Below are 13,297 nucleotides of genomic sequence, written 5' to 3' on the forward strand. Positions count from 1 at the left end.
GGTGTCCGCCGCCCCAAAGTCGTGCGACTTGCGCAGTCTGCGCGCCAAAGATACTGGGCATGCATGTCTGCGACGCTTTCATACCCAGGGCACATGCGTGCCCTTCTGACCCTCGGCGTTCCGCTGATCGGTGGCCACCTGGCGCAGTTTGCGGTCCAGGCGACCGATACGATCATGCTGGGCTGGTACGATGTCGAGGCGCTGGCCGCGGTGGTGCTGGCAGGCTCGCTGTTTTTCGTGATCTTCATCCTCGGGGCCGGGTTCGGCTTTGCCGTGATGCCGCTTGTCGCCGAGGCGAGCGCGAACGACGAGGGGGCGGTGCAGGTGCGGCGCGTGACCCGGATGGGGCTGTGGCTGTCGCTGATCTTTGCCGCGCTGGCGATCGTGCCGATGCTGCTGTCCGAACCGATCCTGCTTGCAATGGGGCAGACGCCCGTGATCGCGCGGGCCGCGTCCTCCTATCTGCAGATCGCGGGGTGGGGGGTGGTTCCGGCGCTGGGGGTCATGGTGCTGAAGTCCTATCTGGCGGCGCTGGAGCGGGCACAGGTGGTGCTGTGGGTCACGATCCTTGCCGCCGTCGTCAATGCGGCGGTGAACTGGGTGCTGATCTTCGGCCAGTTCGGCTTCCCCGAGATGGGGATCCGCGGCGCGGCCATTGCCTCGGTCATGGTGCAGGTCGTGTCCTTCATCGGGCTGGTGATCTATGCGCTGCGGGCGTTTCCCGAACACGCGCTGTTCCAGCGGTTCTGGCGGCCGGATTGGGGCGCATTTGCACAGGTGTTCCGGCTGGGCTGGCCGATCGGGCTGACCAACCTGACCGAGGTCGGGCTGTTTGCCGCCTCGGCGGTGATGATCGGTTGGCTGGGGCCGATCCCGCTGGCCGCGCATGGCATCGCGCTGGAACTGGCCTCGGCGACGTTCCTTGTCCACCTCGGGCTGTCGAACGCGACCACGATCCGGACCGGCAAGGCGATGGGCCGGGGCGATATCGTGATGCTGCGCCGGGGCGGGCTGGTGGCAATCGCGCTGTCGGGGATGTTCGCGCTGCTGGGGATTACCGTCTTCCTGATCTGGCCCGAGCCGCTGATCGGCCTGTTCCTGTCGCCCGAGGACCCCGAGCGGCCGTCGATCTTGCTGCTTGGCACCACGCTTCTGGGCATGGCGGCCCTGTTCCAGTTGGCCGACGGCGCGCAGGTGATGGCGCACGGGCTGTTGCGCGGGGTGCAGGACACCCGGGTGCCGATGGTGATCTCGGCGCTGGCCTATTGGGGGATCGGCATGAGCTGCGGCTACATGCTGGGCTTTGTCGCGGGCTATGGCGCGGTCGGGGTCTGGACCGGGCTCGTCATCGGGCTCGTCGTTGCCGCGGCCTGGCTGATGTACCGGTTCTGGGCACAGACGCTGCCGCGGATGACGCGCAGGTCACTGGAGATTGCGGCCTGAACGGATCCGTCGGGACGGCGCGGGCGCATTCGCTGAAATCAACTCGGGGCAGGTCCCGGCGCAGCCTCAGGCAACGGCAATCGGCAGCCCGGCGATGCAAAGGGAGACGGCGATGAAGAACAGGACACTGCCCGCCAGCACGAAGACATGCCAGATCGTGTTGTGGAACGGCAGCCGTTTGAGCAGAAAAAACGCGACGCCGATGGTATAGACGACACCGCCGACGATCATCAGTGTCAGCACCGAGCGAGGAAGCTCTGCCAACATCGAGCCGCCGGCATAGAGCGCCGCCCAGCCCATCCCGAGATAGAGCGAGAGCGCAAACCACTTGAACCGCCCCGGCGCGACGATCTTCATGCACGAGCCAAGCGCCGCAGAGCCCCAAAGCCCGGCAAGAAGCCCCGGCACCTGACCGCCGGACAAAAGCAGGAACGGCGTGTAGGTTCCGGCAATCTTGATGTAGATCGCCGAGTGATCGAGACGCCGCAGCAGCCCGGTCCACCGGGCGCTGTCGATCATGTTGTAAAGCGCCGAGAAGAGCAGCATCAGGATCAGCGTCGCGCCATAGACAGAGGCCCCAACGATGGCGGCAGGCTCGGTGCGCGACAGGGCGGTAAGGGTGATCAGCACCGGCACCGCAATCAGCGCCAGCGACACGCCCAGAAGGTGAACGACACCATCGGAGACGCGCTCTGCGCGGCTATAGGCCGGACGGATGGATGCTATTGGCAACATGCCAACAGCCTACGCCCGATGCGGAAATGCGGCAATGACCAACCCCGCGGAGCGCCAACACAATGACGGGATGCCCGCGTGCCGCTGCCCGCTGATCGGATTTCATGCAGGTCGGCCAGCAATGGGGCAGGGTGCGGCGCAACCCTGTCATGCAATCGGCCCCGGAGGGAACTCCCCCGAGGCCGATGCTGCGCGATTTCGGTCCCGGGTCTGACCCGGTGTCGGCTCAGTCCGGTTCAGCTCAGCCCGGCGCAGAACGTCTGGATGCGCTTGCAGGCCTCGACCAGGTTTTCATCCGAGGTGGCATAGCTGACCCGGAAACAGGGCGAGAGGCCGAAGGCCGCACCGAAGACGACGGCAACGCCGGTTTCCTCGAGCAGCGCCTTGGCGAAGGTCTCGTCGGTGTCGATCAGGGTGCCGCCGGCGCTGGTCAGGCCGATGCAGCCGCCGATCGAGGGATAGACGTAGAAGGCGCCCTCGGGCGTCGGGCAGGTGATGCCTTCGGCCGCGTTCAGCATCTCGACCACCAGATCGCGGCGGCGCTTGAAGATGCCGTTGTTGATCGGGATGAAGTCTTGGCTGCCGTTCAGCGCCTCAAGCGCGGCCCACTGGCTGATCGAGCAGGGGTTCGAGGTCGATTGCGACTGGATCTTGCGCATCGCCCCGATCAGCTCTTTCGGACCGCCGGCATAGCCGATCCGCCAGCCGGTCATGGCATAGGCTTTCGACACGCCGTTGCAGGTCAGCGTGCGGTCATAGAGCGCGGGCTCGACCTGTGCGGGCGTGCAGAACTCGAAGTCGTCATAGACGAGGTGCTCGTACATGTCGTCGGACATCACCCAGACATGGGGATGGCGCATCAGCACGTCGGTCAGCGCCTTCAACTCGTCCCAGGTATAGGCAGCACCGGTCGGGTTCGACGGCGAGTTGAAGATGAACCACTTGGTCTTCGGCGTGATCGCGGCCTCGAGCTGTTCGGCCGTCAGCTTGTAGGCGGTCTGCGAGGAGGCCTCGGCAATCACCGGCTCGCCGCCTGCCAGCAGCACCATGTCGGGATAGCTGACCCAGTAGGGCGCGGGGATCACCACCTCGTCGCCCGGGTTCAGCGTTGCCATCAACGCGTTATAGAGGATCTGCTTGCCGCCGGTGCCGACGCTGATCTGCGCGGGTTCATAGCTCAGGCCATTCTCGCGCTGGAACTTGGCGCAGATCGCCTTCTTCAGCTCGGGCATCCCGTCGGGGGCGGTGTATTTGGTCTTGCCGGCGTCGATTGCGGCCTTGGCGGCGGCCTTGATGTTCTCGGGCGTGTCGAAATCGGGCTCTCCGGCTCCCAGACCGATGACGTCCTTGCCGGCCGCCTTCAGCTCGTTGGCCATGGTGGTCACGGCGATCGTCGGCGAGGGTTTTACCCGGGCAAGGGTCTCGGACAGGAAGGACATTCTCGGTCTCCGGAGGGGAATCTATGGTTGCGCTGCCATGTTTCTTAGGCTTGCGCCCGAGGCCGTTCAAGGTTTAACCGGCGGGGGTGAGGCCCCGACGGCGGACGGCCCGGTGCGGGCACCGCCGTTGCGGCGGAAAGGAACGAGGACGATGGACCCACAGGACGAATCGCGCGAGACACGTTTGAAGCGGCTGCACATGCGGTCGTGGCGGCGTGGCATCAAGGAAATGGACCTGGTACTGGGGCGTTTTTCGGACGACCGGCTTGCGGCGCTGACCGCAGGCGAGCTCGACCTCTACGAGGCGCTGCTGCACGAGAACGATCAGGACATGCTGCGCTGGATCACCGGCCAGGATCCGGTTCCTGCACAGTATGACGCCCTGTTCGCGCAGATCGCCGAGCACGCGCGGACGCATGGAACCTCCGGCGCCTGAAAAAATTGAAGCGACTTAACCGGTTATTTGCAGATTCGGCCCTAGGACTGTCGCCAGCAAGTCAAGGCGGAGCCCAAGATGTCGATCCACAGTAGCCTCGTTCCCGGACAAACCCACGGCTTCATGGCGGGGTATCTCGAAACACTTGCCCTGCTTGAACGGCTGCATCGCCTGCTTCTGGATGTCATCAAGGACGAGTTCGAACGTGTCGGCATCCTCGACATCAACGCGGTGCAGGCGCTGCTGCTGTTCAACATCGGCGAGAACGAGGTGACGGCGGGCGAGTTGAAGACCCGCGGCTATTACCAGGGCTCGAACGTCTCCTACAATCTCAAGAAGCTGGTCGAGATGGACTACATGCACCACCAGCGCTGCGAGATCGATCGCCGCGCCGTCAGGGTGCGGCTGACCGAAAAAGGGCGCAACATCCGCCGTATCGTGGCCGAATTGTTCGAGCGTCACGCCAGCGGGCTGATCGAGCGCGAGATCATCGGGATCGAGGGCATCGAGGATATCACCTGCTCGCTGCGCCGGATGGAGCGCTACTGGAGCGACCAGATCCGATACATCTATTAGGCGGTTGAACCGCCGAATGGCCGGGCGGGCGAACCGCCGGGCCCGGGGGTGGCAAAGCCGCCCGGACGAACAGGCGGTCGAACCGCCGAACCAGCGGGGGCGTCGGCAACGGCGCCCCCGTTCGCGTTCCTCGCGTCCTGCAAGCGGCCCGGTCCCGTCAGTGGCCCGATCCTCCCAGTGGCGCGCGCTGCCAGTGGCCCCGTCTTACCAGTGGCCCAGTCTTACCAGTGGCCAGTGTTTTCCATGCTGGCCCAGGGCTCTTGCGGCGGCAGCCGGTCGCCGGCTTGCAGCAGCTCGATCGAGATATTGTCGGGCGAGCGGACAAAGGCCATGTGGCCATCGCGCGGCGGACGGTTGATGGTGACGCCGTTGTCCATCAGATGCTGGCACATCGCGTAAATGTCATCGACCGCATAGGCGAGGTGGCCGAAATGCCGGCTGTCCGAGGGCAGCCCCTCGTCGCCATCCCAGTTCCAGGTCAGCTCGACCGGGCAGTCGGGCTGGTCGGGCGGGGCCATGAAGACAAGCGAGAATCGGCCGGCCTCGTTGTCGGTGCGCCGGGTCTGCTGCAGCCCCAGCAACTCGTAGAACGCCATGGATTTCTCGAGGTCCGCCACACGGACCATGGTGTGCAGATATTTGGTCGTCATTGCGCAGTTCCCTTCCCTAAGATCCGCGGGACCATAGCCCGCTGGCCTCGGGTGGCAAGCCCCCGACAATCTTTGGTCCGTTTGGTGTCGGTATGGTGGTTGGAGTATCCGAATGCACCAGATATGGTTTCGGACGACTCGCCGTGCCGCTGGAGGACCTCATGCCGCTGACCGATGACCAGATTGCCGAGATCGCGGAGCTGCGCGCGCACCCGCAGCCGACGCTGCGCGCCACCGCGCCGGGAATGGAGAAGCATCTCTACCTCGCACATGACGTGCTCGACCACGGTTTCGTCCGGGTCGTCGATTACATGGGCGACGACAGTGCCATCGTGCAGGCGGCGCGAGTCTCCTATGGCGCCGGCACCAAGAAGAGCCGCGACGATTCAGGGCTGATCCGCTATCTGATGCGGCACTGGCATTCGACCCCGTTCGAGATGTGCGAGATCAAGCTGCACGTGAAGCTGCCGGTCTTCGTCGCCCGCCAGTGGATCCGTCACCGCACCGCCAACGTGAACGAATACTCGGCCCGCTACTCGATCCTCGACCGCGAATTCTATATTCCCGCGCCGGAACATCTGGCTGCCCAGTCGACCGTCAACAACCAGGGCCGCGGCGATGTGCTGGAAGGCGACGAGGCCGCCCGGGTGCTGGAAATCCTCAAGGCGGATTCGACCCGCGCCTACGACAGCTATGAGGCCATGCTCAGCCAGGACGGCCAGCAGGGTCTGGCGCGCGAACTGGCGCGCATGAACCTGCCCGCGAACATCTATACCCAGTGGTACTGGAAGGTCGATCTTCACAACCTGTTTCATTTCCTGCGTTTGCGCGCCGATGCTCATGCGCAGTACGAGATTCGGATCTATGCCGAAACGATCTGCCGAATCGTCGCCGACTGGGTGCCCGCGGCCTATGCCGCCTTCGAGGATTATCGCCTCGGCGGCGCAACGCTGTCAGGAAAGGCGCTCGAATGCGTCAAGCGGAAGCTGGCGGGCGAAGCGGTAACCCAGGAGACCTCGGGGATGTCGAAGGGCGAATGGCGGGAGTTCGAGGCGCTGCTGGGCCAGACCCCGCGCTAGGTCAGGGATTGCAGCGGTGACAAATGCAGCTTCGCCTTCCGTCTTCTCCCAGTTCCTGAAGGCGCACTAGGCGATCCTGTTCCTGGTGGCTAGAACAATGAAATCACTCGTATATCTGCCCTCGATCACGAGGTGCGGCGCCCGCAGAAGCGGACGCCGCACTGTCAATGATTGGGTGCATCGCGGCGACCCTGACGGCTGAAACAACTTTACTGAAATATGACCACTGTAATGCTACCGTTTAATATGACCGCACCTCTTCCAAGTTCATAAACATTAACGCACTTTGCCGGAGGCGGGCGTGAATTGCGTGTGAACCGAGGCGCCGCTCCGTGAAATGCTCGTAAATTAGTCTTGGGAGGCGATTTCTGCCGTGAAAATCTACGGACTTGCGACCTGCGACACCTGCCGAAAGGCCAGAAAGGCGCTTGAGGCGGCCGGTTTTGACGTGGAGTTTCGCGATCTCCGGGCCGATCCTCCGGATTCTGCCGAATGGGCCGATCTGCTCGCGGCCTTTGGCACCGAGTTGGTCAACCGCCGCTCGACCACCTGGCGCGGCCTGTCCGAGGCGGACAGGCAACAAGACCCGGTCACGCTTCTGGCTGCGCACCCGGCCTTGATGAAACGCCCGGTGGTCATCGACGGGTCGGCGATGACCTGCGGATGGGATGCTGCGACGCGGGCACGCTGGGGCGCATAGGGGCGAGGGCGATATCGCATCGACTCCGCGGCTCGTCGGGATCGGGGAACCGATGGCAGGCCCGATCGGCCCGGCGGCCTGACAGAGGATTGCGGCAAGGGGGAGAAGAGGCAGGGGCGCGATCCGGAGGGAATTCGCGCGCAGGGAGGGAAGCCGCGCGATTGCGCCCCTGCCTCCCCTTGTCACGCCGTCGGTCCCGGCGCTGACTGATCATAGCACGAAAATGCTGCGACGCAGCGTAAAATCGAACGGGCCACTCAATAAATCCGTGAGTGGTTTTGCCGTCGGCTCAGTTGACCCGGGCCAGTTGATCCGGCCGGACAACGGCATCGACAAGCGCCTTTCGCTTGAGCACAGCGACGATGTCTGGGTTTGCCGCCTGCCAGGAGGTGAACCGCAACTGGCCCTTCTGAAGCCGCACCGCGCGATCGGGGCCGAGCCTGCAGCACAGGATCCGACGCTCTTTTGGATCGAGAAACCCTTCGATTACGGCATCCAGCTCTGGTTTTGCGTAGATGGCGCATTCGCCGGGCATGGCCCCGGTCAGGGCACTGACCGCCATGGCCTGATAATATGCGAAGATCGCAGCATAGTCGGGCATCGTCTCTACCTGCCTTGTGGTTTGGGAAGGCAAGAGACAGAGGAAGGAAGGCCGTCCGCCTCGAACCCTCCCCCTTTTCGACAGGAACAGGGTACCAGCCGGACGCTTGCAAGTCCATCGATTTGCTGCGCTGCAGAATGAATTGCTGCAGTGAGGCGACGGCCGGTCAGTCCAGACGCCGCCGGGCTCGCATCCTACAAGGCCCTGAGATCGGTGGCCGAAGCCCGGCCATCGCGCCCTTCGCGCAATTCGTATTCGACTTTCATATTGTCGGCGAGTCCGGTCAGACCGGCGCGTTCCACGGCACTGATGTGCACAAACACGTCCTTGCCACCCTCGTCGGGCGCAATGAACCCGTACCCCTTCGTCGTATTGAACCACTTCACGGTGCCAGTCGGCATTCCCGCGTCTCCTTCGTCTGGTCTTTGTCGTCACGCCGGCGAAATCGCGACGGCATGGGCAGACGGCCAGGCGCTCGGGCAAAGCCAACGAGTCGGTCATGGCATCGTTGCCGAACCCAGCCTGACGCATGCCAGAAATAAAACAAGCCTCTTTGCGACTCAGCCAGCGGCACGCCGGTCCATGCCAAGTGCCCGGTCGACCGAGATCGGGCCACCCCCTCGCAACACGAGGGTAAGAAGCACAAATACCCAGAAGGCGCGCTGGTCCAGGATCAGCGAATCGGGGGTCCGGTCGAACCAGGCGCCGATGGTCATGGGGTCGGCGCCGTGGCCGTGGATGTCGGTCAGCGACTGCAGGGTGACGAAGCCGATCATGCCGGCTGCGGCAAGCCGGGTGAACAGGCCGACGACGATCAGCAGCGGCAGCAGGAACTCTGCCCAGGTGCCGGCGACGACCAGCAATGTCTCGGGCAGCGAGAACTGGCCGGGATCATACAGCACTGCCTCGGCCTTCTGTGGCAGGATCTGCGCATAGGCACCGGGCGAGGGGCGGAAAGCGCCGAACAGGCCCTCGCCGAGCTTCGATCGCGCCGAAGACCAGTAATATCCCAGCAGCACCGCGGCAAAGGCAAGCCGCGCGAGGGTCGGCAGCAGCCAGGGGGCGAGCCATCGTTCACACCAGCCGAAGATACGGTCGTGCAGCGCGATCACCGCGCCAGGACCGCGACGGCGTGGCCTGGGTGCCGGAGCAGGGGAAAGGTCGGCGGTCATCGCGGTGCCTCCTCGTCGAGCGCGATCAGGGCGTTGCCGGCGATCAGGGCGCTGAGGCACCCGGTCGGGTTGAAATCGGGGTCGCGGCTGTGTGCAGCTTCAAGCGCCGCGCCAAGGGGGGCGCCACCCGCCAGCGCCGAAGCAAACTGTCCGCCTGCGGGGCCGATGTCGGTGACAACCGGATCGTACCCCGGCCGGGTGATCAGGGCGGTCTCGGCGCGCATGGCGGGCTTTGGCGCGCCGGGTTCGCGGTGGAACCGCCGGATCGCGACAATGGGCCAGTCGGACGCGACGAGACGGACCGACGGCGCCAGCGTCAGCCGCGCCAAAGCCAGGCGTTCGGGCGGCAGCGCCGTCAGCCGGGCCGGGTCCATCGGGTCGGCATCGGCGGCATGATAGGACTGGCGCAGTGCGACCTCGAGCCGTGCCACATCGGCAAGGTATCCAAATGACCGGACCTGCGGAAACCCCGCGAGGAAGGCGGGAAATTCGCTGCCGTATTCGGCCAGCAACGGCGACTGCGGCGGGTGTCGGCGCAGGAAGGCGCGGGCGAGAATGGCGAAATTGTGGTCCCCGAGAAGCGTCGCGATGACCGGGAACGCCTCGGCCAGCGCACGGGAAAGGCCCACGACCACATTGTTGCGATAGACGTCGAACCGGACACCTGCGTCGCCTCCCTGCGGGCCGACCAGCCCCGCGGGCACCGCTGCCGCAGGATCGAGCAGCGCCGCGCGGAACTCGGCCTGACCGACCCTCATGACGCGACCCGCGCAATCAGGCGGGCAGCGCGATCTGCCTCGGCCGCCAGCGCGGGCCAGTCGGGCACGTCGTTGTCCCATTCGATCAGGGTCGGGCGCGGACCCGTTGCTGCCAGGGTTTCGGCATAAAGCGCCCAGACCGGATCGACCACTTCGGTGGCGTGGCTGTCGATCAGAAGCGGCGCGCCATGGTCGTCCTCTTGCGCGTCATGCCCGCCCAGATGCAGCTCGCCCACCAGATCGAGCGGAAAGTCGGCCAGATAGGCGCGCGGATCGGTCTGCCCGTTGGTGCAGGCGACAAAGACGTTGTTGATGTCGAGCAGCAGGCCGCAGCCGGTCCTGCGGGCGATCTCGCGCAGGAACGCCGTTTCCGCCATCTCGGTCTCGGCGAAGGCGAGATAGGTCGCGGGGTTCTCCAGCAGCATTTGCCGCCCCAGCGTCTCTTGCACCTGATCGATATGGCGGGCGACGCGCGCGAGCGTCGCCTCGGTATAGGGCAGCGGCAGCAGGTCGTTCAGAAAGGCCGCGTCGTGGCTCGACCAGGCGAGATGCTCGGAAAAGCTTGCCGGCTGCAACCAGCCCAGAAGATGGGACAACCGCGCGAGGTGGTCGCGGTCGAGCGGCGCCTCGCCGCCGATTGACAGCCCGACGCCATGCACCGAGATCGGGAACCGATCTGCCAGATGCCGAAGCTGGGCAATGGGGCGGCCGCCGTCGCCCATGTAGTTCTCGGCATGGATCTCCAGCCACTGCACTGGGCCGGGGTCGGCCGCGATTGCGGCAAAATGCTGGGGCTTGAATCCGACGCCGACGGCGGGCGGCAGATCGGGGCGCGGGCTTGCATCGTACATCGGGGAGGCTCCCTTGAGGCTGAACGAGGTCCGGGCGCGGCGGCCCGGACCCCGCGACGATCACGCGGGCAGATCGCGGGTCAGCGCCTCCAGCGCCCCCATGCGGCCGCCCGGCAGCTCCATCGTCTCGCAGGTGCCGGCATCAACGAGTTTCCAGGAATTTCCCTGATAATCGACCTTCGAAGTCCCGGCGCAGGTGGTGCCGGGGCCGGCGGCGCAATCGTTCTGGCCGGCCAACGCGACGCCGAAGCATTTCTCTTTCGCCATCTCCTCGGCGGAGGCAAAGCTGGCCATCGACACGGCTGCGGCAACGGACCCGACAAGTGCGAAAGCCTTGATGTGGTTCGACATGAATATTTCCTTTCCCTGTGGTTCTGTTCAATGGGCGCCCCACATTGCGTGCGGCACAGACAGAGATTGGGCCGCGTCGGCGATAACCTGCCAGTCACAGGGGTGTGCAACACGGGCCCGTCAGGGCGTGAAACAAACCTCGCCCCGAGACCCATTCCGGCGAGGGAATGTGTCTTCAGGGGCAGGGGGATTGAATGAAAATGGCGTCAGCAGCCGATCATGGAAATTTACCGCGCCATTTCAAATGCCTGCGCTAACCCGGCCGGGACGTGCCGGGCCTGCGCCAGGATGGCTTTGTGGTGACGGTTCCCATGGCGTGGATTTGGCGCTTGCCGCGGCATCCGCCGCGAGCAGCCTGCGCCCGGTCCGGGATTGAAACACTGCCGCTCTGTCCGGGCAGGGTCCGCACCTGTCGGTAACGCAAGGTGCAGGGGCTGTAACATTGCCCCTGCACCTTTATCGTGGCGAAATCACTCCGGGGTGCGGGGGCTGAGGCCCCCGCGCAACGGTCGAACTCAGGCCTTGACCAGATCCGGCGGCGTCGCCTCCAAGCTCAATTGCGCCAAGATCTGGTCAAGCGGCATCGTTTCGGTCCGGGTCTCGCCCAGCCGGCGAACGGTGACCGTGCCTTCGGCGACCTCGCGCTGGCCGATGGCGAGGATCACCGGCACCTTGCCGACCGAATGCTCGCGAACCTTGTAGTTGATCTTCTCGTTGCGCACGTCGGCCTCGGCGCGCACGCCGGCTGCGACCAGCCGGGCCACGGTATCGTGCACGAAGTCATCCGCGTCCGACACGATCGAGGCCACGACGACCTGCCGCGGTGCCAGCCAAAACGGCAGCTTGCCAGCCCAGTTCTCGATCAGGATGCCGATGAACCGCTCGAAGCTGCCCAGACAGGCGCGGTGCAGCATGTAGGGGCGGTGCTTTTCGCCGTCTTCGCCGATGTAATTGGCATCAAGCCGTTCCGGCAGGTTCGGATCGACCTGGAAGGTGCCGCATTGCCAGACCCGGCCAATCGCATCGGTCAGCTTGAAATCGAGCTTCGGTGCATAGAACGCGCCTTCGCCGGGATCGAGCGTATAGGCGCGCCCGGTCTTCCTGATGGCGCCCTCAAGCGCCGCCTCCATCTTGTCCCAGCTTTCCTCGGTGCCGACACGCTTTTCCGGCCGGGTGGCGAACATGATCTCGAACGTGTCAAAGCCGAGATCCTTGTAGACCGACGACAGGAATTCGATGAAGCGCGCGCATTCCTCCTCGATCTGGTCCTCGCGGCAGAAGATATGCGCATCGTCCTGGGTAAAGCCGCGCACCCGCATGATGCCGTGCAGGGCGCCCGATGGCTCATAGCGGTTGCACGAGCCGAACTCGGCCATGCGCAGCGGCAGGTCGCGATAGGATTTCATCCCGACGTTGAAGATCTGCACGTGGCCGGGGCAGTTCATCGGCTTCAGCGCGTTGACCGTCTTTTCTCGGGCGTGTTCTTCGTCCACTTCGACAATGAACATGTTTTCACGATAATTGGCCCAGTGACCGGATTTTTCCCACAGGGTCCGGTTCACCACCTGCGGCGTGTTCACCTCGACATAGCCGCCGGCGCGCTGCTTGCGGCGCATGAAATCCTGCAGGGTGGTATAGATGGTCCAGCCGTTTGCATGCCAGAAGACCTGGCCCGGCGCTTCCTCCTGCATGTGAAACAGGTCCATCTCGCGGCCCAGCCGGCGATGGTCGCGCTTGGCCGCTTCCTCCAGCATATGCAGGTGCGCCTTGAGGTCCTCGCGGTTCTTGAACGCAACGCCATAGATCCGCTGCAACATGGCGCGGTCGCTGTCGCCACGCCAATAGGCGCCCGCGACCGACATCAGCTTGAAGGCGTCCGCCGGGACCTGACCGGTGTTCTGCAGATGCGGCCCCCGGCACAGATCCTGCCAATGGCCGTGCCAGTACATCCGCAGCGGCTCGTCGCCCGGAATCGCCTCGATCAGCTCGACCTTGTAGGGTTCGTTCGACGCCTCGTAGAAGGCGATGGCGCGGTCGCGGTCCCAGACCTCGGTCGTCACCGGATCGCGGCGGTTGATGATCTCTTTCATCCGCGCCTCGATCAGGCCCAGATCCTCGGGCGTGAACGGCTCGGCGCGGTCGAAGTCATAGTACCAGCCGCCCTTGATGACCGGACCGATGGTGACCTTGACGCTCGGCCACAGCTCCTGCACCGCGCGGGCCATGATATGGGCAAGGTCGTGCCGGATGAGTTCGAGCGCCGGGGCCTCGTCCTTCATCGTGTTGATGGCGATCGCGGCGTCCGCGGCGATCGGCCATTGCAGATCCCAGTGCTTGCCATCGACGCTGGCAGAGATCGCCTTCTTGGCAAGCGAGGGGGAAATGGCGGCGGCAACTTCGGCGGGCGTCACGCCCTGCGGGAAGTCACGGCTCGCGCCATCGGGGAATGTGAGGGAAATGTCGGCCATGTCGGCGCTCCTCGTCAGTTTGGCGCCCACGGAACGCC

15 protein-coding genes are annotated in these 13,297 nt (G+C 64.8%); 5 read left to right on the plus strand and 10 right to left on the minus strand.

Annotation, left to right across the window (positions count from 1 at the left end; all coding sequences use genetic code 11):
- Positions 1-63: 63 nt before the first annotated feature.
- Entirely contained in the window at positions 64-1,443 is a 1,380-nt protein-coding gene (locus DQG17_RS03140; RefSeq protein WP_116131315.1) for an MATE family efflux transporter, read from the plus strand.
- Positions 1,444-1,509: 66 nt separating this feature from the next.
- On the opposite strand, the gene DQG17_RS03145 is transcribed toward DQG17_RS03140, so the two are convergent.
- Positions 1,510-2,178 carry a hemolysin III family protein gene (locus tag DQG17_RS03145; RefSeq protein ID WP_116131316.1) on the minus strand — a complete coding sequence of 223 codons (669 nt, stop codon included), beginning with the start codon at positions 2,176-2,178 and terminating at the stop codon, positions 1,510-1,512.
- A 236-nt stretch (positions 2,179-2,414) separates the two neighbouring features.
- Positions 2,415-3,617 carry a pyridoxal phosphate-dependent aminotransferase gene (locus DQG17_RS03150; RefSeq protein WP_116131317.1) on the minus strand — a complete coding sequence of 401 codons (1,203 nt, stop codon included), beginning with the start codon at positions 3,615-3,617 and terminating at the stop codon, positions 2,415-2,417.
- A gap of 151 nt (positions 3,618-3,768) precedes the next feature.
- On the opposite strand from DQG17_RS03150, the gene DQG17_RS03155 reads away from it, so the two are divergent.
- Both DQG17_RS03155 and DQG17_RS03160 read left to right on the plus strand, forming a co-directional pair.
- The gene (locus DQG17_RS03155) at positions 3,769-4,053 is read left to right on the plus strand and encodes a succinate dehydrogenase assembly factor 2 (protein ID WP_116131318.1); all 285 of its coding nucleotides are present in this window, start codon (positions 3,769-3,771) and stop codon (positions 4,051-4,053) included.
- A gap of 78 nt (positions 4,054-4,131) precedes the next feature.
- Positions 4,132-4,629, plus strand: coding sequence for a winged helix DNA-binding protein (locus tag DQG17_RS03160; RefSeq protein WP_116131319.1), 498 nt, complete (start codon positions 4,132-4,134; stop codon positions 4,627-4,629).
- A gap of 221 nt (positions 4,630-4,850) precedes the next feature.
- Here the strand turns inward: DQG17_RS03160 and DQG17_RS03165 are convergent, their stop codons facing one another.
- Positions 4,851-5,279: a VOC family protein gene (locus DQG17_RS03165; RefSeq protein WP_116131320.1), complete on the minus strand. Its 429-nt coding sequence runs from the start codon at positions 5,277-5,279 to the stop codon at positions 4,851-4,853.
- Positions 5,280-5,440: 161 nt separating this feature from the next.
- On the opposite strand from DQG17_RS03165, the gene thyX reads away from it, so the two are divergent.
- Positions 5,441-6,358: an FAD-dependent thymidylate synthase gene (thyX, locus tag DQG17_RS03170; RefSeq protein ID WP_116131321.1), complete on the plus strand. Its 918-nt coding sequence runs from the start codon at positions 5,441-5,443 to the stop codon at positions 6,356-6,358.
- A gap of 373 nt (positions 6,359-6,731) precedes the next feature.
- Complete coding sequence (locus tag DQG17_RS03175) at positions 6,732-7,058, plus strand: arsenate reductase family protein (RefSeq protein WP_116131322.1); 327 nt, start codon at positions 6,732-6,734, stop codon at positions 7,056-7,058.
- Positions 7,059-7,347: 289 nt separating this feature from the next.
- Here the strand turns inward: DQG17_RS03175 and DQG17_RS03180 are convergent, their stop codons facing one another.
- From DQG17_RS03180 to thrS, 7 genes are all read right to left on the minus strand, one after another.
- The gene (locus tag DQG17_RS03180; protein ID WP_116131323.1) at positions 7,348-7,659 is read right to left on the minus strand and encodes a hypothetical protein; all 312 of its coding nucleotides are present in this window, start codon (positions 7,657-7,659) and stop codon (positions 7,348-7,350) included.
- Positions 7,660-7,853: 194 nt separating this feature from the next.
- A complete protein-coding gene (locus tag DQG17_RS03185) occupies positions 7,854-8,060 on the minus strand; it encodes a cold-shock protein (RefSeq protein ID WP_116131324.1) in 207 nt (68 codons plus the stop codon).
- 159 nt (positions 8,061-8,219) lie between these two features.
- Positions 8,220-8,831 carry a DoxX family protein gene (locus DQG17_RS03190; protein WP_116131325.1) on the minus strand — a complete coding sequence of 204 codons (612 nt, stop codon included), beginning with the start codon at positions 8,829-8,831 and terminating at the stop codon, positions 8,220-8,222.
- Complete coding sequence (locus DQG17_RS03195; protein ID WP_116131326.1) at positions 8,828-9,589, minus strand: DNA-binding domain-containing protein; 762 nt, start codon at positions 9,587-9,589, stop codon at positions 8,828-8,830. The genes DQG17_RS03190 and DQG17_RS03195 overlap by 4 nt, the downstream gene beginning before the upstream one ends.
- Positions 9,586-10,440, minus strand: coding sequence for a DUF692 domain-containing protein (locus DQG17_RS03200; protein ID WP_116131327.1), 855 nt, complete (start codon positions 10,438-10,440; stop codon positions 9,586-9,588). Before DQG17_RS03200 ends, DQG17_RS03195 begins: the two co-directional genes overlap by 4 nt.
- Positions 10,441-10,500: 60 nt before the next feature.
- Positions 10,501-10,791: a DUF2282 domain-containing protein gene (locus DQG17_RS03205; RefSeq protein WP_116131328.1), complete on the minus strand. Its 291-nt coding sequence runs from the start codon at positions 10,789-10,791 to the stop codon at positions 10,501-10,503.
- A gap of 515 nt (positions 10,792-11,306) precedes the next feature.
- The gene (thrS, locus tag DQG17_RS03210; protein ID WP_116131329.1) at positions 11,307-13,259 is read right to left on the minus strand and encodes a threonine--tRNA ligase; all 1,953 of its coding nucleotides are present in this window, start codon (positions 13,257-13,259) and stop codon (positions 11,307-11,309) included.
- Positions 13,260-13,297: the final 38 nt, after the last annotated feature.

This window comes from Tropicimonas sp. IMCC34043, from assembly GCF_003390845.1.
GTDB lineage: Bacteria > Pseudomonadota > Alphaproteobacteria > Rhodobacterales > Rhodobacteraceae > Tropicimonas.